The organism is Paenibacillus sambharensis, assembly GCF_003233845.1.
Taxonomy (GTDB): Bacteria; Bacillota; Bacilli; order Paenibacillales; family Paenibacillaceae; genus Paenibacillus_I; species Paenibacillus_I sambharensis.
Window position 1 is genome coordinate 442,425 of record NZ_QKRB01000044.1, and the last position, 22,542, is coordinate 464,966.

The 22,542-nt window shown below is 53.2% G+C and carries 19 protein-coding genes; 16 read left to right on the top strand and 3 right to left on the bottom strand.

Annotated elements, in window-relative coordinates:
* Positions 1-172 precede the first annotated feature (172 nt).
* From DNH61_RS13360 to DNH61_RS13415, 12 genes are all read left to right on the top strand, one after another.
* The gene (locus tag DNH61_RS13360) at positions 173-1,498 is read left to right on the top strand and encodes a lipopolysaccharide biosynthesis protein (RefSeq protein ID WP_111147145.1); all 1,326 of its coding nucleotides are present in this window, start codon (positions 173-175) and stop codon (positions 1,496-1,498) included.
* Positions 1,495-2,904: a phenylacetate--CoA ligase family protein gene (locus tag DNH61_RS13365; RefSeq protein ID WP_111147146.1), complete on the top strand. Its 1,410-nt coding sequence runs from the start codon at positions 1,495-1,497 to the stop codon at positions 2,902-2,904. Before DNH61_RS13360 ends, DNH61_RS13365 begins: the two co-directional genes overlap by 4 nt.
* A gap of 24 nt (positions 2,905-2,928) precedes the next feature.
* Positions 2,929-4,038, top strand: a complete 1,110-nt coding sequence (locus tag DNH61_RS13370) for a glycosyltransferase (RefSeq protein WP_111147147.1) — start codon at positions 2,929-2,931, stop codon at positions 4,036-4,038.
* A gap of 13 nt (positions 4,039-4,051) precedes the next feature.
* A complete protein-coding gene (locus tag DNH61_RS13375) occupies positions 4,052-5,536 on the top strand; it encodes an O-antigen polymerase (RefSeq protein WP_111147148.1) in 1,485 nt (494 codons plus the stop codon).
* Complete coding sequence (locus DNH61_RS13380) at positions 5,430-6,596, top strand: glycosyltransferase (RefSeq protein ID WP_111147149.1); 1,167 nt, start codon at positions 5,430-5,432, stop codon at positions 6,594-6,596. The genes DNH61_RS13375 and DNH61_RS13380 overlap by 107 nt, the downstream gene beginning before the upstream one ends.
* The gene (locus tag DNH61_RS13385) at positions 6,574-8,007 is read left to right on the top strand and encodes a right-handed parallel beta-helix repeat-containing protein (RefSeq protein WP_111147367.1); all 1,434 of its coding nucleotides are present in this window, start codon (positions 6,574-6,576) and stop codon (positions 8,005-8,007) included. Before DNH61_RS13380 ends, DNH61_RS13385 begins: the two co-directional genes overlap by 23 nt.
* A 64-nt stretch (positions 8,008-8,071) precedes the next feature.
* On the top strand, positions 8,072-9,094 hold the full coding sequence (locus DNH61_RS13390; RefSeq protein WP_111147150.1) for an NAD-dependent epimerase: 1,023 nt from the start codon (positions 8,072-8,074) through the stop codon (positions 9,092-9,094).
* A 6-nt stretch (positions 9,095-9,100) separates the two neighbouring features.
* Positions 9,101-10,315, top strand: a complete 1,215-nt coding sequence (locus DNH61_RS13395; protein ID WP_111147151.1) for a glycosyltransferase family 4 protein — start codon at positions 9,101-9,103, stop codon at positions 10,313-10,315.
* 102 nt (positions 10,316-10,417) lie between these two features.
* The gene (locus DNH61_RS13400) at positions 10,418-11,074 is read left to right on the top strand and encodes a sugar transferase (RefSeq protein WP_425452247.1); all 657 of its coding nucleotides are present in this window, start codon (positions 10,418-10,420) and stop codon (positions 11,072-11,074) included.
* 14 nt (positions 11,075-11,088) lie between these two features.
* Positions 11,089-11,982, top strand: coding sequence for a UTP--glucose-1-phosphate uridylyltransferase GalU (galU, locus tag DNH61_RS13405; protein ID WP_111147152.1), 894 nt, complete (start codon positions 11,089-11,091; stop codon positions 11,980-11,982).
* A gap of 5 nt (positions 11,983-11,987) precedes the next feature.
* Entirely contained in the window at positions 11,988-13,319 is a 1,332-nt protein-coding gene (tuaD, locus tag DNH61_RS13410) for a UDP-glucose 6-dehydrogenase TuaD (protein WP_111147153.1), read from the top strand.
* 43 nt (positions 13,320-13,362) lie between these two features.
* Positions 13,363-14,352, top strand: coding sequence for an NAD-dependent epimerase/dehydratase family protein (locus DNH61_RS13415; RefSeq protein WP_111147154.1), 990 nt, complete (start codon positions 13,363-13,365; stop codon positions 14,350-14,352).
* A 139-nt stretch (positions 14,353-14,491) separates the two neighbouring features.
* Here DNH61_RS13415 and DNH61_RS13420 read toward each other — a convergent pair whose 3' ends face one another.
* The gene (locus DNH61_RS13420; protein WP_111147155.1) at positions 14,492-14,875 is read right to left on the bottom strand and encodes a helix-turn-helix domain-containing protein; all 384 of its coding nucleotides are present in this window, start codon (positions 14,873-14,875) and stop codon (positions 14,492-14,494) included.
* A 361-nt stretch (positions 14,876-15,236) separates the two neighbouring features.
* Between DNH61_RS13420 and DNH61_RS13425 the strand changes: the two genes are divergently transcribed.
* The 4 genes from DNH61_RS13425 (at position 15,237) to DNH61_RS13440 (ending at position 19,055) form a co-directional block, all read left to right on the top strand.
* A complete protein-coding gene (locus DNH61_RS13425; RefSeq protein ID WP_111147156.1) occupies positions 15,237-16,559 on the top strand; it encodes a UDP-glucose dehydrogenase family protein in 1,323 nt (440 codons plus the stop codon).
* 303 nt (positions 16,560-16,862) lie between these two features.
* Positions 16,863-17,135, top strand: a complete 273-nt coding sequence (locus tag DNH61_RS13430; protein ID WP_111147157.1) for a hypothetical protein — start codon at positions 16,863-16,865, stop codon at positions 17,133-17,135.
* A gap of 188 nt (positions 17,136-17,323) precedes the next feature.
* A complete protein-coding gene (locus DNH61_RS13435; protein WP_111147158.1) occupies positions 17,324-18,277 on the top strand; it encodes an ABC transporter ATP-binding protein in 954 nt (317 codons plus the stop codon).
* The gene (locus DNH61_RS13440; RefSeq protein ID WP_245948168.1) at positions 18,261-19,055 is read left to right on the top strand and encodes an ABC transporter permease; all 795 of its coding nucleotides are present in this window, start codon (positions 18,261-18,263) and stop codon (positions 19,053-19,055) included. The genes DNH61_RS13435 and DNH61_RS13440 overlap by 17 nt, the downstream gene beginning before the upstream one ends.
* A gap of 838 nt (positions 19,056-19,893) precedes the next feature.
* On the opposite strand, the gene DNH61_RS13450 is transcribed toward DNH61_RS13440, so the two are convergent.
* Together DNH61_RS13450 and DNH61_RS13455 are read right to left on the bottom strand one after the other, a co-directional pair.
* Positions 19,894-21,210, bottom strand: coding sequence for a glutamate-1-semialdehyde 2,1-aminomutase (locus DNH61_RS13450; RefSeq protein ID WP_111147160.1), 1,317 nt, complete (start codon positions 21,208-21,210; stop codon positions 19,894-19,896).
* A 180-nt stretch (positions 21,211-21,390) separates the two neighbouring features.
* On the bottom strand, positions 21,391-22,473 hold the full coding sequence (locus tag DNH61_RS13455; protein WP_111147161.1) for an LCP family protein: 1,083 nt from the start codon (positions 22,471-22,473) through the stop codon (positions 21,391-21,393).
* Positions 22,474-22,542 lie beyond the last annotated feature (69 nt).

A 22,542-nucleotide genomic window follows, 5' to 3' on the forward strand; every position in this document is an offset into this window, starting at 1 on the left:
TTAGATGCCCCGGAAGCATGGCGAAGCCAGCGGATACGCTCGCTTTGCCATGCGCCTTTTTTTATCGGGTCAATGATACAAACTGTATACATGAAGCTCGATAGAAACTTAAGGTATGGGGTTAAAGCTTAACCTTGTACCTTGACTTTCTATTGAATGGGAGAAGTGTGTAATGAGAACTCCGCTCGCGGGAAATGCAGCTGGCCGCCAGAAGATGGGCTCCTTTGGCAAGCAGCTGGCCGTGCTGATGTCCGGGACGGCACTGGCACAGGTTATTACGATCCTGTCAGCACCAGTGCTCAGCCGCCTGTTTACGCCGGAGCATTTCGGTGTGTTTACCTTCTACAGCTCGATTATCAGCGTGCTCTCCATTGTGGCGGGCGGTAAATACGAAATTGCGGTTGTGCTGCCCGAGAAGGACGAGGATGCGGTGAACGTAATGGGATTATCCGTTATGCTCGCCTTTATAACGTCACTGTTGTCCGCACTTGTGCTGGGCGGAGCAATGTGGATGGATGTGCCCATAACTGCACAAATGGACGTGATGTGGCTGCTGTGGATACCGGCAAGCATACTTGCTATCGGACTTTACCAAAGCTGCAACTATTGGAGCACCCGGAGGAAAACATTCCGCAGACAATCAGTTTCGCAGGTTGTTCGCTCGGTTGGCGTCTCGGGCACTCAGCTGTCGACCGGTTTTGCCGGATTGGGCGGGGCCGGATTGATCCTGGGCCAGCTGCTGGGACAATGGGTAGCGACGCTAACCCTGTTCATGCAGACCTGGCGTGAAGACGGGAAGGCCATTGCCGGGAAGCTCAGTATGAAGAAGATGCTGGCGTCGATTAAGACGTACAAGCAGTTTCCGCTCTTTAATATGCCGCAGGCGTTCATCAATGCGATGTCTCAGCAGATGGCGCCTTTCTTGCTCGCGGCTTACTATGGGTCAGCCGCGGTCGGTCTGTACGGCTTATCGCTGCGGCTGCTGCAAATGCCAATTAATGTGATCAGCCAGTCGATTCGCCAGGTATACCTGAAGCGTGCATCGGATGTGTTCAACCGCAAGGGCAAGCAGTTCCCGCTCTATATGAAGACCATTCTGTCGCTGGGTGCTGTAGGCATCCTGCCAGTATGTATACTGGTGGTATGGGGGCCTGAGCTGTTCGCGGTCATATTGGGTGAGCAGTGGCGCGAGGCCGGAGAATTTGCCAGGTGGATGATCCTGTGGCTGTATCTGGTTTATCTGAATCCGCCGGCATCCGTGACCGCACAGGTGCTTAATCTGCAGCAGCTGGTCCTGGTATTTGAAGTCTTCCTGTTTGCTGCGCGCTTCCTGGCGCTATGGCTCGGTTTTGTTTACGGCACGGCGCTGACAAGCATTGTATATTACAGTCTGACAGGCGTTTTGTTCCAAACGGTACTCATTGCGGGCATGGGCTGGTTCGCCTTCCGCCATGATAAACAAATCAAGCAACAGCTGAAAGAGGTCGATGGGAAATGATAGGGCTCAAAAAACAGATGGTGAAGATGAAGCTGAGCAGTCATCAGCAAGTGATGGACAAGTTCCAACAGCTTAAGAAGGTAGAACAGCTTGACGCTGCGGCAATGAAGTCGACGCAGGAAGCACAGCTGACGAAGCTGCTGGAGCATGCTTATGCGCATACGGACTATTACCGCAAGCTGTTTGCCGAGCACGGCGTGATGGCAGGCGGCAAGATCCGGCTTGACCGGTTTGAACGCCTTCCTTTCCTGACGAAGGAGATTATGCGGGATGAGTTTGAAGGTTTGAAGTCTGATGACCTGGCCAGCCGCAGCTGGTACGAGAATACGTCAGGCGGTTCGACCGGCTTCCAGGCCAAATTCCTGCAGGATAATGTATATAAGGATTGGGCGCAGGCGAACAAGGTACTGTTTGACGAGTGGAGCGGCAGGGGGATCGGGGACAAGCAGATCCGTCTCTGGGGTTCTGTCCGGGACCTGCTGGTCGGCAAGGAAACCTGGCGCACACAGGCGGGCCGCTGGCTGCGCAATGAAATCTGGTTGAATGCTTACAATATGACAGCCGACCGGATAGGCGAATATGTCAATACGATTAACCGTTTCAAGCCGGTTCATATTCTGTCCTACGTAGAGAGCATATACGAACTCGCCCGGTATATCCGCCAGAAGGGGATCAGAGTTCACTCGCCCCGCGGCATTATGACGACTGCAGGCGTGCTGACGCCGGAGATGCGGGAGATGATTGAGAGCACGTTTAATACCCGCGTGTTTAACCGGTACGGTTCCCGTGAGGTTGGTGATATTGCCTGTGAATGTGATAAGCATGAAGGTCTGCATATCAGCGAATATACGCATTATGTCGAGATTGTCCGTGATGACGGTTCGCTGGCTGAACCGGGTGAGATCGGTCATATTGCTGTTACGCAGCTGATGAATTATGCGATGCCGCTAATTCGTTACCGGATTGGCGACATGGGAGCCATGGCGGAGCACCGCTGTTCATGCGGCCGTCCGCAGCGTATGCTGCGTGAGGTTACGGGCCGTGAGAGCGATACGTTCTATACACCCGGCGGTGGTAAGGTGCATGGCACTTACTTTACACAAATCTTCTATCCTGAGCAGTGGATCAAGCAGTATCAGGTCGTTCAGGAGCAGGTTGATGAGATTGAGGTCAAGATTGTTTGTGAGGAAGGCGCAACTGCGCTGACCAGCCGCAAGGACAGCCTGGATGTCATCAAGAGCAGCATTAAGCGGGCGATGGGAGATACCTGCCGAATTACATTCACGTTCGCGGACCATATCCCTGCGACGGCGTCAGGCAAATACCGGTATACGATTTCGAAGGTGGATCCGTCGAAGCTGGCGGACGCGGACAAGGACAGCCGGGAGCCGGTTGGTATCGGATAATAGGAGCAAGGAGACCATCAACTTATGAAGAAAATCGTATTCATCACGCCGTCACTGCGCGGCGGCGGCGCCGAACGTGTCGTCGTCCATCTGCTGCGGCATATGAACCGTGACAATATCAAGCTGGGACTCATTGCACTGAAGCTTGAAGGGCCTTATGTCAGCCACCTGCCGGATGATGCGGAGATTGTGGACCTCGGCACTCGCCGGGTAAGACACAGCATCGGCAAGCTGATTAAGGAGCTGAACCGGATGCAGCCGGATGTGGTTGTATCCACGCTTGGACATCTGAACGTTGCGCTGCTCGCGCTAAGGCCTTTCCTTAAGAACAAGCCGAAGATTGTGCTGCGTGAAGCCAACGCGCCAAGCTTTGCGATGCGCAAGGGCAAGGGCGGCGTCAAGCTGTACCGCACCTTGTACCGGATGTTCTATCCGAAGGCAGACCGCGTGATTGCCCTTTCAAGAGGAATGGCGGATGATCTGCTTTCCTTCTCACGGATGCCCAAGGATAAGATATCGATTATCCATAATCCGGTCGTCACCGAGGAGATTAAAAGGCAGGCGGACGAGCCGCTTGATCACCCGTGGCTTCGCGAGAAGGGAGCCGGACGTGAGCTGCCGGTATGCATCAGTGTGGGCAGACTGGTGGAGCAGAAGAACTATGATATGCTCCTCCGCTCGTTCGCCAAGGCAGTTAGACAGACACCCGCCAGGCTGATTATCTTGGGTGAAGGACCTAAGCGGGAGCATCTGACTGCACTGATCAAGGAGCTGGGCCTTGAAGACAAGGTGGAGCTGGCAGGCTTCACGGGTAACCCGTATGCTTACATGGCCCGCGCAGACCTGTTCGTGATGAGCTCCAGCTTCGAAGGCATGCCGAATGTGCTGCTCGAAGCGCTCGCCGTCGGACTTCCGGCTGTAGCTACTGACTGCATTGGTGTGCCGGATGTGCTGGATGACGGACGATACGGCACGATGATTCCTGTGGGAGCTGAGGATGCGCTTGCTGAAGCGATCGTGAACGCTCTTCGGGAACAGACAGAGGGTATCGGAGACCGTCAGCGGGAACGGGCCAAGCAGTTTCATATTGAGAAGATAGCAGGTGAATACCGACAGCTGTTAACCAGCGTGTGAGGTGAATGTACACATGGGATTATACGCAATACCGGTAGCGCTGCTGCTTGGCGGGTTGATCATACTGGTCGAGCTCAAGCGTAAGAAGCAGCGTGGACCGGTTGACTTTTTGACGCTTGTGAATGCCATTTACTTTATGAGCTTTGCCGTCAGTCCGATCTTTCTGATGACCTACGATGTGGAAACGATGAGCAAATGGACATGGCTGACGAAGGAGCCCCGAGATTCTGCGGTGTACTTCTATGCTGCATTAATTGCACTGTTTGCTTATGTAGGCGTCCTGCTGGGATACGGATGGGCGCAGAAGCTGCCGATTAAGAACCGCGATCACATACCGTTCGGACGTCCGGCACTGAGCTTTGCCATTTCCGATAAGCAGCTGCTGATATGCGGTTTGATCATCGGAGCTATTGGCACAGCAAGCTTTGGCATCTATACGATGACAATCGGCGGACCGTCGAAGCTGTTTGAGCTGGCGATTGTCCTGCGCGGCGGCGGTAATATTTTTGAATCGAAATGGATGTTTCTGAAAAATGTCAGTCCGTTCATGCTGGTCGCTTCGTACTTCTTCTATGCATTAATGAAGCAGAGCAGCAGGCCGGACATCAAGCGGCTGGCAGCTGTATTGTTTGCGGTCATGTTCGCCCTGTCGATGGCACTGCTGTTTCATAAGGCGGGACGGATGGGACTGCTGTCTTACCTCATTACCTTCCCGATTGCCAATATGCTGTTTACCGGGAAGATCAAGCTGCGGACGGTTGTGTTCGGCGGCTTGTTCTTTGTATTCATCACACTGTTTGGCAAGCAGGTATTCAACTACTTCATGTATCCGGATGGGCTGACGCAGCGGATGGGAACGGTATCGGAGGATACCGGCGGCGTGTTCGCGATGATTCTGGCGGAATTCGGTTTTCCGTTCGCTACACTCGTCAACGTCATGACCAGCTATCCTGCGGCGGAGCCGTTTCGCTGGTTCCAGGACGTGGCGGTAGGCTGGATGTATATTCTTCCGGATCGGCTGGTCGGCGATATCATTGAGCTTCCGGCGACTGTGTCGCAGGTCAATACGGAGCAGTTTGGCGCAAGCGGAACGGTACCGGTCGACCTCTTATCATTCGGTTATCTGAGCATGGGCCTTGCAGGTGTCGCCATTGCGGCACTTGTGTTCGGCATTATGCTCGCTTTCATGGACCGTCTGTTCAAGGATACATCGCGGATGGCATGCATTATTTTCCGGGTAGCCTGGATGAACTTCTTCGCCTTCCGTGTTATGTACTCGGATCCGGAGATGTTCTTTGCAGCTTCCTTCTCGCTGGCGGCCGGAACGGTTATGCTGCTGGGAAGTGCATGGCTTACAAATAAGAAGCAAGTGAAGGAGTACGATTGGACCCATGAACGACAAGGTGAAAGTGCTGAGCTTGATCACAGGGCTGCAGACCGGCGGCGCCGAAATGATGCTGTTCCAAACGGTGACTCACTTAAACCGCGAACGGTATGAGTCCGTTGTCGTATCGCTGGAGTCGGACGGGAAGCTGACGGGCCCGCTCCGTGATCAAGGAATTAAGGTATATGAGCTGGGCTTCAAGAAGAAAAATCCGCTTCACTGGCTGCGTCTATTCCGCATACTGGCGCTGCTCATGAAGGAGAAGCCGCAGATTGTGCATGCTTATATGTTCCATGCAGATATTGTAGCCCGGATTATGGGCAAGCTCGCCGGTGTTCCGGTTATCATCTCTTCTATTCGCAATGAGAATATCGGCGGCCGGATGAGAGAGCGGATGCTCGGCATGACCAAGCGGTTTGCCGATTGTGTGACGGCCGTCTGCCGCTCAGCTGGCGAACGTCAGGTGCGGCAGGGAGCGGTTGGTGCTGATCAGCTGACCGTTATTTATAACGGGGTGGTTATGAGCCGATTCGAGAAGCATGTGAACGAAGATCCGGCAGCAATCCGCCGGGAGCTGGGCGTGCCGGAGCACCACTTCGTCTACATGACAGTAGGAAGGATGGCAGAGCAGAAGAATCACCTTCAGCTCATCGACAGCTTCGCCGAGGTGCAGAAGCAGCATCCGGATACAACGCTGCTGATCATCGGCGATGGCCCGCTTCGCGGCGAGATTATGGCCAAGATCAAGGACAAAGGTCTGGAAGGCCATGTGCGTTGTCCGGGGCTGCGTACTGATGTGCCAAGGCTGCTTCGGGGTGCGGATGCCTTCGTCCTGGGATCGCTCTGGGAAGGCTTCCCAAACGTTGTCATCGAGGCAATGGCGTCCGAGCTGCCGGTTGTGGCTACCAGAACCGGTGGAGTGGCCGAGGTAGTAGAGGAGCCGGGCAGCGGTTTTATCGTAGAGCCTGGCGTTACGGATGAAATGTCCAAAGCGCTTGCCGCACTGATTGCGATGGACAAGCCGGCCAGGGAGAAGATGGGCCGGTATGCGAAGAATATTGTGACCACACGGTTTACATTAGAGCGTACGCTCGAACAGACAGACGAGCTTTACCGGTCCCTGCTGCAGCGCAAAGGTGTTGTTCCCTTATATGAGCGGACTCCCGCAGGATAAGCAGGATGCACTGCTGTCGCGGAGACAGTTTCTGAAGAAGGCTGCAGCAGCCGGGCTTAGTGTTGTGCCGCTTGCGCTGGGCGGTCACAGCCTGTGGGCAGAGCTGATCCAAACGGCCTCGGCGGAAGCTGTAGACAGGAAGGATACCTGGAAACCGGCTAAATCTTCGGAGCATGCCAACCCGGAAAGTCCTTCACCCGACTGGCTGAATGTCAAGACATTCGGGGCCAGAGGTGACGGCAGCACCGACGACTTTAAGGCGATTGCCAAAGCGTTAGAAAAGGCCGGACAAGATCCAGATGCGGTTGTTTATTTTCCGCCTGGAGAATATGTGGTTTCGGGCACGCTGATGGTCACTAGGCCCATGAAGATTACAGGTGCAGGCAAATACGCAACGGTTATCCGGCTCACCCGTGAGAGCGTTGACGCTGTGAAGGTGCAGGGCACCAAGGATGTTACGATCTCACATCTGCAGATCAGAGACATTGTGAACAGGGGTAAAGGTGAGAATACAGGGATTCACTTCTACGCCAGCCACAACTGTGTAGTAGAGCATGTTAAGGTGTACAATAGCGATGATTCTGGGATTCGGGTCGGGTTCGGCAAGTATGAGGTTTCCCGCAACTGCAGGATTCTGAATTGTGAGATTGAGAAGACGAATGGGGGTTCCGGGATTGAGGTGATACGGGCGGCAGATGCGCTTGTGCATGGGTGTACGGTCTGGGACAGCTTGCAGCATGGCATAAGGCTCTGCGGATCCAGCGGGTCTATTGTGACGGCTAACCGGATATCGGGCAGCGGCAGCTCAGACATCTCCATCCAAGGCTTTGGCAGCAAAGGGGTAATTCTTCATCCAGTTGAAGATTTTCTGGTGGAGGATAACACCTGCGAAGGTACCGGAACGAATGATGGAGTGTCGATGTTCAATTACGCGCTTACTGGTCTACTGCAGCATAACAGCTTCAGCGGACACCGCAATGGGATGAGGCTTTATGACCCCGACGGTTACGGAAGCCAGGATGTGCGGATTACCGGGAATACATGGAGAGGCCAGGAACGAGGAATCTTCATTAAGGGCAAGCATAACAGGCTCACATTCCGCTATAACCGGTATGCAAGCTTCGTACGTCCGGCAAACGGAGATCCGGCTTACGCCTTTGATATACAAGGCACAGGCAGCGAGACCGATATTACCATTGAGGAAAATTGGGTGACAGACAAAGTGGAGTCACCTGCCGAACTGGTTGCTGTCCGTCTTCGTAAATGCGGCAGCGGCACCCGCATCCAGTTCAGACGCAACCACCTGGAATACTGGCCGGCGGGCGCAACCGGTACCTATTGGATGAATGATAATACCGGCCTGCTGATTCGCGACCATGGAGGCAGAGATACTAACGTCATCGGCAGCTGATGCCGCTGCGCGTTGTGAATAAAAAATACAGAACCCTGTAGTGGGGGCATGGAGGGATTCCACGATGAAAGTATTAATTACAGGAGCGGCAGGTTTTGTCGGTTTTCATACGGCGGTACGCCTGCTTGAAGCAGGACATGAAGTAGTAGGCGCCGATAATTTTAACGACTATTATGATGTAAGGCTGAAGGAAGACCGGGCTGCCCAGCTGCTGGACTATGACCGTTTCGAACTGGCTAGAATGCATCTCGAAGATCTGACAGCCGTCCAGGATCTGTTCGCACGTCACACGTTTGACCGCGTTATCCACTTGGCGGCACAGGCAGGAGTACGCTACAGTCTGAAAAACCCGCATGCCTATATCGCTTCCAATGTGGCAGGCTTTACGAATATCCTTGAAGCATGCCGCTATCAGAAGACGCCTCATCTGATCTATGCTTCTTCCAGCTCGGTCTATGGCGCCAACGCCAAGATGCCGTTTGCGGAAGCTGATCCGGTCAACCATCCAGTCAGCTTGTACGCTGCTACGAAAAAGGCTAATGAGCTGTTCGCGCATACTTACAGCCATCTATACGGTTTGCCGACGACAGGGCTGCGTTTCTTCACGGTATATGGTCCGTGGGGCCGTCCGGATATGGCGTATTTCTCCTTTACGAAGAAAATTATGGCCGGCGAGAAAATCCAGGTATTCAACCATGGACAGATGCGCCGCGACTTTACGTATATTGATGATATTGTAGAAGGTATCGTCCGTCTGATGGATCATGTGCCGCAGGGCGATCCAAGCTTCGACCGGTTGAATCCGGATCCGGCAACCAGCTATGCTCCATACCGTGTGTATAACATCGGCAACAATCAGCCGGTTGAACTGATGCATTTCATCCGCACACTGGAGAGCGCGCTCGGCAAGAAGGCGGATATCGAGCTGCTGCCGATGCAGGATGGCGACGTGGTAGAGACATTTGCTGATATCAGTGCGCTTCAGCAGGCTGTCGGATTTAAGCCGTACACAACAATTGAAGAAGGCCTCTCGCGCTTCGTAGCCTGGTATACCAAGTATTATGCAGACCAGCCTGCGGGGGTGTAACGGGACATGAAGGTTGCTCATCTCTGTACGAGTGCGCTAAGTCATAAGATACTAGTCGATAAGCTGGCGCTGTTGCGTAAGAAGGGATACGACATTCATCTCGTTTCGTCCGAAGAAGGTTATGATCCGAATCTGGTGGACAAATACGGATTTGAGCTCCGGTTCGTTCATATGAACCGCCCGATCAAGCCGCTGGATGACCTGCGCTCCATCTTCAGGGTCGCCAAGGTGCTGAAGCAGGAGCAGTACGATATTGTTCATACGCATACCGCAAAGGCCGGGGTAGTCGGACGGATAGCGGCGCGGCTCGCAAGAGTTCCCGTCGTGATCCATACGACCCACGGCCTTCCGTTTTATGAAGGACAAAGCCGGCTTAAGAACCGGCTTTTTTGTTTGCTTGAGAAGATTGGCGCCGCATTCGGACACGCAATCGCCTCCCAGAACCGCGAGGATATTGCCAAGATCCGTGAATATGCACCGCGTGCGACGGTCTATTACGAGGGCAACGGTGTTGATTTGGAAGCCCTCGACGCCAAGCGTGCTGCCGTTACGCCCGAGATGCTGAGTGAGCTTCGACGGCAGTGGTCCATCCGGCCTGATCAGAAGGTCATGCTGATGGGGGCCCGCTTCGAGCCGGTGAAGGATCACTTCTTCCTGCTGGAAGGGCTGAAACGATTGAAGCAGCTTGGACAGACGGATTATGTCTGCGTGCTTGCCGGCAAGGGCGAGCTGGAGGATGAAGTACGCAGCCGGATCAAGGAATACGGGCTGGAAGAACAGGTACGGCTGATCGGCCATACCCGCGAGATTTACTCGTGGATTGAGCTCGCTGATGTTATTGTCCTGTCGTCGGAGAAGGAAGGCATCCCCCGTATCGTCATGGAGGCCATGACATACAGCAAGCCGGTTGTGGCTAGTGATGTCATTGGCACGCGCGAGACTGTAACGAATGAGCGCAATGGTCTGCTTGTTCCCTATAAAGATGCAGATGCACTCGCCAGTGCGCTTAACAAAGTACTGGGCGACGGTGAGTACGCCAGCCGGCTGGGCCAGGAGGGCCGCCGCATGGTGGAGCAGGAATTCACCGAGGAGCTGGTCGTTGAGCGCATTCACGCTTACTACGGTGAGCTGATTAAGAAGCTGGGCTTAACGGAGAAGGCCAAGCACCTGCAGTCGGTAACGGTAGACACCGGCTATGCCGAAGGCTCGAATTCCGTTTAGCATCGCCTGCCTGATTGCGAACAATGATTTACCCATAATCACAATAAGAAGGAGTGAAGTCAAACCATGAGTATGAATCCCCAGCAGCGCATGTCAATGGAGATGGAGCTGAACCGCACCGAAACCCAGTTCTTATCTTACCGGAGAGTGAAACGTATGCTGGATGTCGTCAGCAGTGCCTTTATCCTGGTCTTTATTTCGCCGCTGCTTCTGCTGGTCTATCTGACCATTGTCCTTACAGACGGCCGCCCTGCCGTATTCAAGCAGGTTCGCACCGGGGTGAACGGCGTACCGTTTACGATTTATAAGTTTCGTTCAATGAGGCTTGCCCACAAGCAGGTGCCGGCGCCTAATCAGGCTAAGGCCAATTATGATGAGTGGACAGACGGTGTACCGGATGATTTTGTATTCAAGTCCGGCTTTAACCCGAATGTAACGAAGCTTGGCGCATTCCTGCGCAAGACAAGCCTGGATGAGCTGCTGCAGTTCTACAATGTGCTGAAGGGCGATATGAGCATTATCGGTCCCCGCCCTGAGGTGCCGCAGATTACCGATAAATACAATGCTCACCAGCGTCAGCGTCTGCTTGTCAAGCCGGGTATTACCGGTTGGGCGCAGGTTAACGGCCGCTCGGATATATCGCATGGCGATAAGATTCGTTACGACCTGGAATATGTGCAAAATTGCTCGCTCTTGCTTGATGTGAAGATCTTTCTGAAGACGATCCAGATGGTACTGCTGAACAAAGGTTCATATTAGGGAGGTAATCATTCATGAAAGTTAAAAAAGCGATTATACCAGCCGCGGGTCTTGGTACCCGTTTCCTGCCTGCAACGAAGGCACAGCCGAAAGAAATGCTGCCGATTGTCGATAAGCCGACTATTCAATACATTATTGAAGAAGCTGTCGCCTCCGGCATTGAAGATATTATTATTGTCAGCGGACGCGGCAAGCGTGCGATCGAGGATCATTTTGACAAATCGTTCGAGCTCGAAGAAACCCTTGCCAAGAAGAACAAGCAGAAGGAATTGGACGAGCTGGCTGCTATTAATGATCTGGCACAGATCCATTACATCCGTCAGGGCGAGCCGAAGGGCCTTGGCCATGCAATCTGGTGCGCGCGCAAGTTTATCGGTCATGAGCCGTTTGCAGTTCTGCTTGGCGATGACATCGTGCAGTCCGAAGTGCCTTGCCTGAAGCAGCTGATCAACGTCTTCGACATGTACCAGTCGTCGGTTGTCGGTGTTCAGGAAGTACCGGATGAAGACGTATCCAAGTATGGTGTAATTGACCCGCACGGCCTCGAAATCGCACCGGACCTGGTGCGCGTGGCCAACTTCATCGAGAAGCCGAAGAAGGAGCAGGCTCCTTCCAACTATGCCATTATGGGCCGTTATGTGCTTCGTCCGGAAATTTTCGACATTCTCGGCAGCCTGGAACCGACTTCGGGCGGCGAAATTCAGCTGACAGACGGTATTCAGCGTCTGAACGCATTGCAGACAGTGCTGGCTTATAACTTTACGGGTGTCCGTTATGATGTCGGTGACAAGTTCGGCTTCATCAAGGCAACCGTTGACTTTGCATTGCAGCGTGAAGACTTGCGCGATGATGTGATGGCTTATCTGCAGGAAATCTACCAAAATCAGCTTGTAACTCACGGGGGGTAATCGATATGAAGAAGGTTGCAGTAATCGGAACAGGTTATGTCGGTTTGGTGTCGGGTACATGTTTTGCCGAAATCGGACATCAGGTTATCTGCTGCGATATTGACCGCCGCAAGATTGACCTGCTGAAATCAGGTATTATTCCTATCTATGAGCCGGGCCTTGAGGAGATTGTCTCCTCGAATACGGAACTCGGCCGCTTGTCCTTCACGGATGAGATCGGAGCGGCTATCCAGGCTTCCGACATTGTCTTCATCGCGGTAGGAACGCCGATGTCCGCTACAGGGGAAGCTGATCTTACCTATGTTAAGGCTGTAGCCAAGACGATTGGCGAGAACCTGAACAGCTATAAGGTCGTGGTAACGAAGAGTACGGTACCGGTAGGAACGGGCCGGCTTGTTGCGCAGACCGTTGCTGAGAACCGGCCGGACAGCTCGGTGGAATTCGATGTTGTATCGAATCCGGAGTTCCTGCGTGAAGGCACAGCGATTGCCGACTGCATGAACATGGAGCGTGCGGTTATCGGCGCAACCAGCGACAAGGCTGCGAAGATCATTGCTGAGCTGCATGAGCCGTTCAACACAACGATCTATATCACGAACCTGGAAAGCGCGGAGATGATCAAGTACGCGGCGAACGCCTTCCTCGCGACCAAGATCTCGTTCATTAACGAAATCGCCAACCTGTGCGAACGCGTAGGCGCTGACGTTACGGAAGTTGCTGCAGGCGTAGGCCTCGACAGCCGGATCGGCGCGAAGTTCCTGCAGGCGGGCATCGGCTACGGCGGCTCCTGCTTCCCTAAGGATACAGAGGCGCTCAAGCATATTGCTACCCAGAACAACTATGAATTCAAAATTATCGAGTCGGTAATCGATATCAACCATCGCCAGCGCCTTATCATGCTGGACAAGATTAAGGAAGCGCTCGGCAGTGTTCAAGGCAAGCACATTGCTGTTCTTGGCCTTGCATTCAAGCCGAACACGGATGATATGCGTTATGCGCCATCCCTCGATCTGATTCCGGCACTTCTGGAAATGGGCGCAACGGTTACAGCATACGACCCGGTAGCCATCCCGGAGGCAAGCAAGCAGCTGCCAGCTGAGACGGAGTACGGCGCTAATGTCTATGACACGCTGCGCGGTGCGGATGCCTGTATGATTCTGACGGAGTGGAATGAAATCAAGGAGATGGATCTCACTCGTGCCCGCGAGCTTCTCCGTGCTCCAATCGTCGTAGACGGCCGGAACTGCTTCTCGCTGCAGGAGATGGAAGAGCTTGGCCTTGCTTATTACAGTGTCGGCAGACCTGTAGTCCGTACGCCGGAACACGCAGTCGTATAACCAGGCACTCATTAATCCACGCAGATAAAGGAGTCGGAGCAGGATGCAGAAAATATTAGTCACAGGGGGAGCCGGATTCATCGGCTCTCATATTGTGGATCGCTGTATTGAAAAAGGCCACCGTACGATCATTGTCGACAATTTGACGACAGGCAAGCGGGAGAATGTGAACCCGGAAGCGATATTTTACGAGGCGGACATTCGTTCCAACGACATGTTCAGCATCATGGAAAAAGAGCGGCCGGATGTTGTAATTCACCATGCCGCCCAGATTGACGTCCAGCAGTCCATCGTCAATCCGTTCGAGGATGCGGGTATTAACATCTCGGGCACCGTAAACCTGCTGAAGGCATCAGTTACAGCAGGCGTGAGGAAGTTCATCTATGCCTCATCGGCTGCGGTTTACGGTCCGCCGGAGAGTTTGCCGGTGACAGAGGATCACCGGAAGATGCCGATTTCGTTCTATGGTGTATCCAAATATGTGCCCGAGTATTATATCCGCACCTTTGCTTCGCTTCATAATATCGCGTTCACGATATTGCGGTATGCCAACGTATACGGTGTCAGGCAGGATCCGAAGGGCGAGGGCGGTGTTATCTCGATATTCCTCGACCGGATGCTGCAGAATGAGCCGCTTCGGGTATTTGGCGATGGCACGCAGACACGGGATTTCATCTATGTCGGAGATATAGCGGAAGCAAACGTGCAGGCCATTGATCACGGTGACGGTCAAATCGTTAACATCAGCACAGCCACCTCTGTCAGCTTAAACGGCCTGATTGCCGCTTTCGAGGGTGTTATGGGCCGGAAGCAGGAGGTTAGCTATGAGGAAGCGCGCCAAGGCGATATTCTTCACAGCTGCCTTGATAACAGTCTCGCCAAGGAGCAGCTTGCGTGGGAGCCGAAGGTTAACCTTGAAGAGGGGCTAAGACGTATTTACGACTACTATGCGCCGCTGTATTCGGCCAGCCGGATCGAAGAGGCCAAACAGCTCGAACGGGAAGCAAGGGAAGCAGCGCTCGCTGCAACCTGATGCCTGCCCGGCATGCCTTAACATAAAGCGGGGATGCTTCGATTATCGAAGCATCCCCGCTTTTTTGGCATGTAAAGCTCTATGCTGTTCTATGTAACGAACCGCAGCCTTCTGCGGTCGCTTCTATCACCCTATACCGTCATTGACCGCCATTTCCCTGCATCATCCGCTCCGCACGGACAAAGGCGATGAACCGGCGCGCCTCGTCGGCTGACAGCTTGCGTCCATCAATGGCGAGCGCAAACTTCTCCAATATTTCCTCATCCGATAATTCGAGTGCGTCCGAAAACTGTCTGACATCGGGATCTAATGTCCTATGGGGCAAGTCTGTTCGTCCAACCAGATAATCAATGGATACTTTAAACAGGTCAGCAAACTTCGTTAGTGTCTCTGTGTCCGGTTCCCTCCGGTTTTTCTCATAGTGTGAGAGAGCGGCACGGGATATGCCAAGCGAGGAGGAAGTCTGTTCCTGTGTCCACCCCCGCTGCTCCCTCAACTTTGCAATACGGCTGCCTATGCTCATTGTAATCCTCCTATATACCACTTGCTTACAGATTAATATATCATAACCCGTCAAATGCACCCTGGAACAAAAAAATGGCCGAAAGCTGAATTCGCCGGACTACCTGAAATTACCGTTACATTTTGTATCTTATGATATTCACTCTTGCCTGTCTATACTACTTCTATACCTATCTTAAAAAATTTTTAAAGATTTGGTAGGGTCATGGGAAAATCAACAGTCATTTTTCGCGTAAAACCCGCATAGAATGGCGGAGAAAGGCACCCGGGACATGCCAATCTTGTCGGATAAGAGGGCGGAGGACTTTCTTCTGCATCGGTAGTATAATGGTGGCAGCATATTAAGTACGGAGGGAATACCTGTGAATATTGTTATAATTGGCGCTGGTTATGTGGGCTTGGTCACAGGAGTATGCTTTGCTGAGCTGGGCCACCGTGTGGTCTGCGTCGATCGCGACGAAGATAAGATCGGTCTGTTGTCAGCGGGAAGACCGACAATCTATGAGCCGGGCTTGGAGGAACATATGATACGGCTGATGAGCGAAGAGCGTCTCAGCTTCTCCGCATCAGTCGTGGACACAGCACTGGCCGATGTGGTCGTCGTAGCCGTTGGAACGCCCCAGCGCATGGACGGAGCCAGTGATCTGACGGATTTAGAGTCAGCTGTGCGGAGCTTTGCCCGATTCCTCCGGGAGGATGCCATCGTCATGATCAAAAGCACCGTGCCGGTTGGGACAAATGAGCGTGTGAGGGAATGGATTAAGGAGGAAACCGGGCGGAATGCGGATACCGTATCGGTTCCGGAGTTTATGAGGGAAGGCTCGGCGCTGCAGGACAGCTTTCATCCTGATCGAATTGTGATCGGCTCCGACAGCGAGCAGGCTGCTGCCAGAGCAGCTGATCTGCATGCTCCTCTTACTTCTAATATACTGCATACCGATCTGCGGACGGCTGAGATGATCAAGTATGCGTCAAATGCTTTTCTGGCCACGAAAATTTCATTCATCAATGAAATGGCGAATCTGTGCGATAAGGTAGGTGCAGATGTTCAGGTTGTGGCGGCAGGCATGGGCATGGACCCGCGGATTGGAAATGCCTTTCTTAAGGCGGGGATCGGCTACGGAGGCTCCTGCTTTCCTAAGGACACCCATGCGCTGCTGCAAATTGCCGGCCATGTTGATTATGATTTCAAGCTGCTTAAGGCGGTTATTGAGGTTAACCAGACCCAGCGCAAGCGGGTGCTTGTAGCTCTCGGGGAACAGCTAGGCGCGTTGGAGGGATTAACCATTGCCGTATGGGGAGCCTCTTTTAAGCCGGGGACCGATGATGTCCGTTCTGCTCCATCACTTGATATTGTGCCTGAACTTGTCTCCAGCGGGGCTGCTGTGCGGATGTGTGACCCGGCTGCGGAACTTGGCTTCCGGCGGGCGTACGAACATCCCCAGGTAACCTGGCACAAGGAACCATTATCTGCGGCTGAGGGCGCTCATGCCGTCTGCCTGCTTACGGAATGGCCTGTTTTTACGGAGGTCGATTTGACTTTGCTCCGATCTGTAATGGCTGCGCCAGTGCTGATTGATGGGCGTAATGCCTATCAGGGTGAGGCAGTCAAGGAAGCGGGTCTTTATTATACGGCGGTAGGCCGTCCGGTACTCCGTCAGCTGCGACCTTTTTCCCCGGACTAAAGTGGGGCATGGATAGGGAGAATCCGGCTCTTGACAGTCTGACGGCAGGATTTTTAAGTTTTTGTAGAGAAAATTGACGAATTATGTTTAACGAGTGTGGGGCCTGGGTAATAAGAGATGGTCTGGGTAGGAGATGGACTGCTTACTATTGTGACAAAATAGAACAATGTAAGCGTGATATACCTTGACATGAATCGAGTTATGTCATAAATTATAAGTGTGGATGGATACGTACTGTAACATAGTTGAATATATATGATACAAATGGTATACACACTTTACATTTAAGGGAGTGAATTACTAATGCACGGATCAAATCAGTTCTACTGTGTCTGCTGTAACAAGCTGGAGGAAATGGGCGAAGCGGATGTTCTGTTTAAGACAGGTTATTTCCGTGTCATTCATCCGCTCGGCTGCTGCGAAAGCTGCACACAGGCGGCGGCAGGCAGCGGGCCGGATGACCTTCTCTATGCAGAGCTTGCCGCGGCTGAACCAGGCGGAGACATTTATGACCCCAGCCAGAAGCTCAGGGATGAACGGTTTGACTCGCTGCTTGCCCGCTTGGTGTCTGCGTAGCGCGCGTGATCTTCTTTTGCGGAATAATGAATAAGTTTATACGATCAGCCCGGCATGGATCATGGATCCCGGCCGGGCTGTTTGGTTGTCTCTCTAGAACACTTGGACAATCTCAAGGTTTGATAAAGAACCTTCCAATAGTTTCCTAGCTCCTATATAATAGCAGGAGTATAAAGGGAGGGGAAACAATGCATGAACAAGTACCTGCATCCGCGGCAGCTGGCAAAGACCCGGTCGTCCGCCTGCAGAATGTTACGAAACGGATTGGCGGCAAGACCATCATCGATAAGCTGACGCTGGATGTCCCGACCGGTGAAGTATTCGGCTTTTTGGGACCGAACGGCTCGGGTAAAACAACGACAATCCGGATGATGGTTGGCCTCATGGGACTGACCGATGGGGAAATCATGATTAGAGGCTGCAGCATCAAGACGGAATATGAGAAGGCCATACGCCACGTTGGGGCCATTGTCGAAAATCCTGAAATGTATAAGTATTTGACGGGTTATCAGAACCTTCTGCACTATGCCAGGATGATACCGGGCATTACCAGGCAGCGGATTGACGAAGTGGTCGCGCTGGTTGGGCTTAAGGAACGCATTAATGATAAGGTGAAGACATACTCGCTTGGTATGCGCCAGCGCCTTGGTGTCGCTCAGGCAGTTATGCACAAGCCTTCCTTGCTGATTCTGGATGAACCGACCAATGGTCTCGATCCAGCGGGTATCCGGGAGCTTCGCGACTATCTGCGCCAGCTGGCAAGAACAGAAGGCATTACCGTATTTGTCTCCAGTCACTTGCTGTCCGAGATGGAGCTGATGTGTGACCGTGTGGCGATTATTCAGAGCGGGAGGCTGCTTGATGTCCGGGCTCTGAACGGAGCTGCAGAGACTGGTCTGACCGGCACGGTCGTCCATTTCGAAGTGGACCGCCCGGAGGAGGCGGTGAAGCTGCTTGAAGCCGAAGGTGTACCAGTGACCCTTGCTGGCGCCTTGCTGTCCATGAACATAGACCGGGAAACGGCAGCCGGCATTAACGCACGTCTGGTCGGCGCAGGCTTTAAAGTGTACGGCTTCCGCTCGGTAGCCAAATCGCTTGAAGACCAGTTCCTAGAAGTGACCGGAGGTGAGGGGATTGTTTGATTTCATGCAGCTAGTCGCCAATGAGAATATGAAGATTTACCGCAGAATCCGCACCTGGATTATGCTCGGAATATTACTTGTGCTTGCAGCGGGAACGACTATTGTCTTCTATAGTATTGCCAATGAAATGCCGAACATGTGGATGGTCACGGAGTTGGAGGCAACCTTCTTGTCTTCGCTGATAACCATCTTCGTCGTTATAGTGGCAGCCGAGAGTGTGGCAAGTGAATTCTCGACAGGTACGATAAAGCTGCTGCTCATTCGCCCGTGGAGCCGTTCGAAGATCCTGCTCTCCAAGTACATATCGCTGATGCTGCTGGCTGTATTTTTTACGGCTGTCGTGTTCGTATTTACCGTTCTGATTAATATGATCGTCTTTGGATATTCCAGCGAGCTGGAGCTGGCCGTTGGCTCTGCGGATAACATGGCACCGCTGCCGTATATGCTGATGTTCTATCTGTATAACTTCATCAGCCTGGTCGTGGTGGCTACACTGGCGTTCATGATTTCGTCCGTCTTCCGGTCGTCGGGACTGGCGATTGGTCTGTCGATCTTCCTGACGGTTGGCGGAGGAAACATCCTTGTGGCCGTTCTGGGTATGTTCCAGGCGGATTTGGTGGATTACATCTTGTTTACGCATCTTGACCTAACGGGCCACCTTTCTGCTGGTGAGACCGAGTATACGCTTGGCTTCTCACTCGGCGTGCTTGCCGTCTACTATGCCATCTTCATGGCGCTTGCCTGGTACGTGTTCAAGAAGCGTGACGTGGCAGCGTAGCCGAGAGCTGTTCAGCTGGCTGTGCAGCGAATAGTCTGCATTGAAGGCCGACTTGTCCGGCCATGGTATGCCTGGCGTGCATGCTGTGCCTGCAGTAGCATGCAGTGTAAGCAGTAGCATGTTGTGCATGCAGTAGTATGCTGTGCATGCTGTGCCTGCAGTAGCATGCTGTGCCTGCAGTAGCACGCTGTGCAAGCTGTGCCTCTTGTCCATCCCGTACATCCTGTGCAAGCAGTAGCATGCTGTGCATGCTGTGCCTGCAGTAGCACGCTGTGCAAGCTGTGCCTCTTGTCCACCCCGTACATCCCGTGCTTCTGCTGATATTCACCGCCTGCAAAAAGCCTGCAAATCTGCAGGCTTTAAACCCTGGACAACCCGGAAATATAGATATACCTGCAATAGTGCAGGTATTTGATAGCGAGGGAGCGCTGCGGCTCCATAGCAGCGAAAATACCTGCAGATTTGCAGGCTTTTCGATTAATGGTAGGCAAGCAGCGGAAGAACCTGCACTTTTGCAGGCTTTTCAATCGCTTGGTCGATAGGCAGTGGAAGAACAGAAGCGCCAGCTGGAAAAAGCGGTCCATGACGGTTGGAATCCCAAGCAGCCTCACGCCGCCTCTAGGTTTGGGAATTCCCCACCCCCCGTTTAATTGGAAGGGGTCTGTAGGTTCCCATAAGGACTGCACTTTTGCAGGAATTTCTGCGGCGCAATCTAATCGGCAATCGGGAATAACGCAAATTACGCTCTCTAATCAGCAAGTGGCAATCAGCAATCGACAATATGAAGCAGCCCCACAGGTCGCGTGCGATAACCTGTGGGGCTGCTTCTCATTTATTTTTAGGCCATGACCTTGAAGGCGCGGTCGGCCGCTTCCAGCGTGAAGGCGATATCCTCTTCGGTATGAGCCACAGTCAGGAACCAGGCTTCATACTTGGAAGGCGCCAGACAGACGCCCTGGTCCAGCATGTGCCGGAAGAACGCGGCGAACTGCTCGCCGTCCGTATCCTGGGCTTCGTCATAGTTCGTGACAGGATGGCTGCAGAAATGTGTCGAGAACGAGCCTCTAATCCGGTTCACGGTCAGCGGGATGCCGTGACGCTCAGCAGACTGTTCCAGCCCTTCGGTGAGCCTTGCCGCCAGCGCGTCCATCTGCTCGTAAACGCCTGGCTGTTCCAGTACCTCAAGACAGGCAATGCCGGTTGCAACGGAAGCAGGATTACCGGCCATCGTACCAGCTTGGTACGCAGGACCAAGCGGCGCAACCTGCTCCATGATGGTCTTGCGGCCGCCGTAGGCACCGATTGGCAGTCCGCCGCCGATGATTTTGCCGAGTGCCGTGAGGTCCGGCTCAATGGCAGCCTGATCCGCAAACTCGTGGAACGTCTGGGCGGAGCCGTAATGGAACCGGAATGCGCTGATGACCTCGTCGTAGATCACAAGCGCGCCTGCATCCCGGGTCATCCGGCAGAGGCCTTCGAGGAAGCCGGGCTTTGGCATCACCATGCCGAAGTTGCCGACAATCGGCTCAACCATGACAGCTGCGACATCATCGCCATATCGCTCCAGCGCAAGCTTTAACCCGTCCAGATCATTGAAGGGAACCGTGATAACCTCCTGCGCGATACTGATCGGAATCCCTGCGCTGTCCGGGATGCCAAGCGTGGACGGACCGGAGCCGGCAGCTACCAGGACAAGATCGGAGTGGCCATGGTAACAGCCGGCAAACTTGATGATTTTGTTGCGGCCGGTATAAGCGCGTGCCACACGAATGGTTGTCATGACCGCTTCCGTACCGGAATTCACGAAACGCACTTTATCAAGCGAAGGGATCGATGATTTCAGTTTGCGTGCCAGCTCAATTTCCAGCTCCGTTGGTGTACCGTACAACGTGCCGTTAGCCGCCGCACGCGTTAATGCTTCCGTAATATGGGGATGAGCATGTCCGGCTATAATAGGGCCGTAAGCTGCGAGGTAGTCGACATACCGGTTGCCGTCGACATCCCAGAAGTAGGCGCCTTCGGCGCGCTTCATGAATACGGGAGCACCGCCGCCGACAGCCTTGAAGGAACGGGAGGGGCTGTTAACGCCGCCTACAATGTGCTGCAGCGCTTCCTGATATAATGCCTCCGAACGGGGGCGTGAATTGATTGACATATGTAAATACCTGCCTTTCATAAGCGTATGACGACCCGGAAGCACCGGAACATCCCGCCTTCCTGTTCATAATGGTCTAGTCCTATTATAAGCCAAAAAGAAGAAGAGGGAGATTACGGTGCCAGACCGTATGCCCTCTTCCCAGGTGAACATTAAACGACAATTCGCGGTTAAGGCCTGTCAGCCGGCTGAGCCGCTTGCAGTACCGCCGGTCCCGTCTCCGCTGGACTCGATCCCGCGGGCTCCAGAGCCTTGGGTCGATGTTCCCTTGGCAGGCTCAGGAATGGACGTGTCTCCCTTCAGAACCTCCTGAACGTAAGTCTTGAGTTCTTCTGTGTTCCGGATGCCAAGCACACTGCCAACACCCTGAATCCGTTCATCAGCAAGCAGATTCATCGGTGGGACCTGGGCCGAGCCTGCCATATGGAGATCTAGGCCAAGCTGTCCGAGCTTCAGCATATCGGAAACCTCAAGATTTGTCTCAATGTAAGGCTGTATGCTCTCCAGTATTTCCTTCATGCGGACGAGGTTCCAGGTGGACTGCATTTTCGTGGCAACGGCATTCAGGAAATTCCGCTGGCGTTCTGTCCGTGTGAAGTCGGACATGGCATCGTGACGGAAGCGGACATACTGCAGCGCTTTGTCCCCGTCCAGATGCTGGTAGCCCTTCTTCAGATTAATATCGTAACGGTTCTTGTCGGCATTGTCGGTATATCTCATATTCTTCTCAACTTCATAGTCAACACCGCCAATGGCATCAACAAGAGCTTTAAATCCTTCAAAGTCTGCATAGATATAATATTGGATATCGAGTCCAAGCAGATCACCGACTGTCTGTGCAGCCAGCGGCGGACCGCCAAGTGTGATAGCCGTATTAATGCGGTTGCTGCTGTGGCCGGGAATGTCAACATAGGTGTCCCGCAGCAGGGACAGCAGATGGGCTTTCTTGGTAACCGGATCGATGGAAACAACCATCATGGAGTCTGAGCGGGCAACCTGGCCTTCGTCCAGTCCTCTGGCATCGCCGCCAAGGAGCAAAATGTTTACCCGTTCCGTGCCGGTCCATTCCGGCGGCTTCTCAACAGAGACATCGATGACATCCTTGAACCGGGACTCCGTCTCCGTCTTCTTGAAATTGTCCAGCGCATTATAGATGCCGATTCCTTGATAGGCCGCATAGGCCCCAATTATAATAGCGACTCCCAATATACTGTATAAAGCCCACTTCCACGGCCTTTTCTTCTTTTCGGCCCGCACTTTCATCCGGCTTAGACCATCCTCTCTTATTGTGCTTCCAATGTTTTAATATAAAATGTATGATTACATATCATA

Coding starts and splice junctions, on each gene's coding strand:
- DNH61_RS13360 (WP_111147145.1), top strand. CDS start 173: ATGAGAACTCCGCTCGCGGGAAATGCAGCTGGCCGCCAGAAGATGGGC.
- DNH61_RS13365 (WP_111147146.1), top strand. CDS start 1,495: ATGATAGGGCTCAAAAAACAGATGGTGAAGATGAAGCTGAGCAGTCAT.
- DNH61_RS13370 (WP_111147147.1), top strand. CDS start 2,929: ATGAAGAAAATCGTATTCATCACGCCGTCACTGCGCGGCGGCGGCGCC.
- DNH61_RS13375 (WP_111147148.1), top strand. CDS start 4,052: ATGGGATTATACGCAATACCGGTAGCGCTGCTGCTTGGCGGGTTGATC.
- DNH61_RS13380 (WP_111147149.1), top strand. CDS start 5,430: ATGAACGACAAGGTGAAAGTGCTGAGCTTGATCACAGGGCTGCAGACC.
- DNH61_RS13385 (WP_111147367.1), top strand. CDS start 6,574: ATGAGCGGACTCCCGCAGGATAAGCAGGATGCACTGCTGTCGCGGAGA.
- DNH61_RS13390 (WP_111147150.1), top strand. CDS start 8,072: ATGAAAGTATTAATTACAGGAGCGGCAGGTTTTGTCGGTTTTCATACG.
- DNH61_RS13395 (WP_111147151.1), top strand. CDS start 9,101: ATGAAGGTTGCTCATCTCTGTACGAGTGCGCTAAGTCATAAGATACTA.
- DNH61_RS13400 (WP_425452247.1), top strand. CDS start 10,418: ATGGAGCTGAACCGCACCGAAACCCAGTTCTTATCTTACCGGAGAGTG.
- galU (WP_111147152.1), top strand. CDS start 11,089: ATGAAAGTTAAAAAAGCGATTATACCAGCCGCGGGTCTTGGTACCCGT.
- tuaD (WP_111147153.1), top strand. CDS start 11,988: ATGAAGAAGGTTGCAGTAATCGGAACAGGTTATGTCGGTTTGGTGTCG.
- DNH61_RS13415 (WP_111147154.1), top strand. CDS start 13,363: ATGCAGAAAATATTAGTCACAGGGGGAGCCGGATTCATCGGCTCTCAT.
- DNH61_RS13420 (WP_111147155.1), bottom strand. CDS start 14,875: ATGAGCATAGGCAGCCGTATTGCAAAGTTGAGGGAGCAGCGGGGGTGG.
- DNH61_RS13430 (WP_111147157.1), top strand. CDS start 16,863: ATGCACGGATCAAATCAGTTCTACTGTGTCTGCTGTAACAAGCTGGAG.
- DNH61_RS13435 (WP_111147158.1), top strand. CDS start 17,324: ATGCATGAACAAGTACCTGCATCCGCGGCAGCTGGCAAAGACCCGGTC.
- DNH61_RS13450 (WP_111147160.1), bottom strand. CDS start 21,210: ATGTCAATCAATTCACGCCCCCGTTCGGAGGCATTATATCAGGAAGCG.
- DNH61_RS13455 (WP_111147161.1), bottom strand. CDS start 22,473: ATGAAAGTGCGGGCCGAAAAGAAGAAAAGGCCGTGGAAGTGGGCTTTA.